This is a genomic window from Pseudomonas sp. XP2 (assembly GCF_053557975.1).
Map to the genome: position 1 here is coordinate 259,702 of NZ_JBNRIK010000003.1, position 2,467 is coordinate 262,168.

General features: G+C 60.0%; 4 protein-coding genes. 3 read left to right on the forward strand and 1 reads right to left on the reverse strand.

Features of this window, described 5'->3' with window-relative positions; genetic code table 11:
- The first annotated feature begins 44 nt into the window (after window positions 1-44).
- From ACK1VC_RS05815 to ACK1VC_RS05825, 3 genes are read left to right on the forward strand one after another with little or no spacing between them, the layout of a single operon-like run.
- Window positions 45-443, forward strand: a complete 399-nt coding sequence (locus tag ACK1VC_RS05815) for a MerR family transcriptional regulator (RefSeq protein WP_016487404.1) — start codon at window positions 45-47, stop codon at window positions 441-443.
- Between the two features lie 19 nt (window positions 444-462).
- The gene (locus ACK1VC_RS05820) at window positions 463-1,362 is read left to right on the forward strand and encodes a hydroxymethylglutaryl-CoA lyase (protein WP_023046995.1); all 900 of its coding nucleotides are present in this window, start codon (window positions 463-465) and stop codon (window positions 1,360-1,362) included.
- 22 nt (window positions 1,363-1,384) lie between these two features.
- Complete coding sequence (locus tag ACK1VC_RS05825) at window positions 1,385-1,588, forward strand: hypothetical protein (RefSeq protein ID WP_134792736.1); 204 nt, start codon at window positions 1,385-1,387, stop codon at window positions 1,586-1,588.
- A 319-nt stretch (window positions 1,589-1,907) separates the two neighbouring features.
- On the opposite strand, the gene ACK1VC_RS05830 is transcribed toward ACK1VC_RS05825, so the two are convergent.
- Window positions 1,908-2,414, reverse strand: coding sequence for an MgtC/SapB family protein (locus ACK1VC_RS05830; RefSeq protein WP_016487406.1), 507 nt, complete (start codon window positions 2,412-2,414; stop codon window positions 1,908-1,910).
- Between the last annotated feature and the right edge of the window lie 53 nt (window positions 2,415-2,467).

A 2,467-nucleotide genomic window follows, 5' to 3' on the forward strand; every position in this document is an offset into this window, starting at 1 on the left:
AACCTGCAGTCAGGATAAACGCATACCCCACGCCGAGCCCCAGCATGAGCACCCAGACCTACAGCATCTCCGACCTGTCCCGCGAGCTGGACATCACCACCCGCGCCATCCGCTTCTACGAGGAGCAGGGCCTGCTGAGCCCCGAGCGCCGAGGCCTGGAACGTATCTACACGGCCCGCGACAAGGTCAGCCTGAAGCTCATCCTGCGCGGCAAGCGCATCGGCTTTTCGCTGGCCGAGTGCCGCGAGCTGATCGAACTGTACGACCCCACCAGCGGCAACCTCAAGCAGCTCAACAGCATGCTGGCGAAAATCGCCGAACGGCGCGCACAGCTGGAACAGCAGATGCTCGACATTCACCAGATGCAACTGGAGCTGGACACCGCCCAGGAGCGCTGTGAGCAAGCCCTGGCCGCCACCCTGAACAACAAAGACAACCGCTGAACACCACAGGAAACCCGCCATGCCCTTGCCCAAAGAAGTCCGTCTGGTCGAAGTAGGCCCCCGCGACGGTTTGCAGAACGAAGCCCAGCCCATCAGCGTTGCCGACAAGGTGCGCCTGGTGGACGACCTCACCGAGGCGGGCCTGGCCTATATCGAGGTGGGCAGTTTCGTCTCGCCCAAGTGGGTGCCACAGATGGCCGGCTCTGCCGAGGTGTTCGCCGGTATTGAGCAACGCCCCGGCGTTACCTATGCGGCACTGGCGCCAAACCTGCGCGGCTTCGAGGACGCCCTGGCGGCCGGGGTGAAGGAAGTGGCGGTGTTCGCAGCCGCCTCCGAGGCGTTCTCGCAGCGCAACATCAATTGCTCGATCGGCGACAGCCTCAAGCGCTTCGAACCGATCATGGAGGCCGCGCACAACCACGGTGTGCGCGTGCGCGGCTATGTGTCGTGCGTACTCGGTTGCCCCTATGAGGGCAAGGTCAGCGCCGAACAGGTGGCCCCGGTAGCCCGCGCCCTGCATGACATGGGCTGTTACGAGGTCTCGCTGGGCGACACCATTGGCACCGGTACCGCCGGCGATACCCGCCGCCTGTTCGAGGTGGTATCCGCCCAGGTGCCGCGCGAGCAACTTGCCGGGCACTTTCATGATACCTATGGCCAGGCGTTGGCCAACGTCTATGCCAGCCTGCTCGAAGGTATCAGCGTGTTCGACAGCTCGGTGGCCGGGCTGGGTGGGTGCCCATACGCCAAAGGCGCTACCGGCAACATCGCCACGGAAGATGTGGTGTACCTGCTCCAGGGGTTGGGCATTGCCACCGGTATCGACCTGGACCGGTTGATCGCCGCCGGTCAGCGCATCAGCAGTGTGCTTGGCCGTGGCAATGGGTCGCGGGTAGCGCGGGCGCGCAGCGCGCATTGAGTCACACGGGTGTCACATACGTGTGGGTGAAGTGTTACCGCCCCCACGTTTCACAGCAAAAAATCGGGTAACAGGGAAACAAATCGACAAAATTTCAGGCAGCCTGATTTTGCCAAAAATTGCCAAACGCTTGATTTTAAAGGATTTAAAAAAGTTGGCACGCACCCTGCTATATCTTTCGTACAAGAACAAAAAAAATGTGACACCCAATAAAAACAACAGGTAACGGCTCTGACATAACAAGAACAACACGGCAGAGGCGTAGCAAGCAGATCTTTTTGGAGTCGACACGCTTTTCAGGGGTACACCCCGCGGTCTGGCACAGAACAATAAAACTACCTCGAGGTAGTTACAGCCAGGTTCGGATCAGCCATGATGAAAGCAGGTCAGCGCTCAAAAAAATACGTTTGCTCTTGACCCCGCATGGGGGTCGCACGCAACACCAAGGCAGGCTTACAAAAACAACAAAAAGCCAGCCTCAATAATAAAAAGAGCAAGCAGCAACGCTTTGGGGGGAGCTTCGGTTCCCCTTAGTGCTTCCCACCCTACTCCTCCTCCTTTTGCTTTTCCTCCCCCTGTCCTTCTACCTTTTCTACCAGCATGGGCATCGTGCCCAATACCAGCAGGGCCAGTACCGTGCTGATCAACGCCGTGGCTTCGCGCCCCATGCCGGCAGCGGTACCAATGGCTGCAGTCATCCATAGCCCTGCGGCAGTAGTCAGGCCTTTCACATGGCTGGTGTCCTGGCCGTTTCCTTTGAGAATGGTACCCGCGCCCAGAAAACCGATACCGGCGACGATGCCCTGGATCACCCTGCTCAGCGCCTGCTCATCAGCCCCGGCCATGCTGGGCGCCAGCACGAACAGGGCCGCACCCAGCGAAACCAGCATGTGGGTGCGCACGCCGGCAGACTTGCCTTTGTGTTCACGTTCAAATCCCAGCACAGCGCCAAGCACTGCCGCCATAAGCAGCCGCACGAGGATTCGCGTCACTTCGCGCTCATCGGTGACATCGGCGAACTCGGCCTGGATTGCTTGCCAGATGACGTCCATCACAGTTGTCCCCATGCTGACCATTGTATGGCCAGGTCCGGGCATTTTGCGGG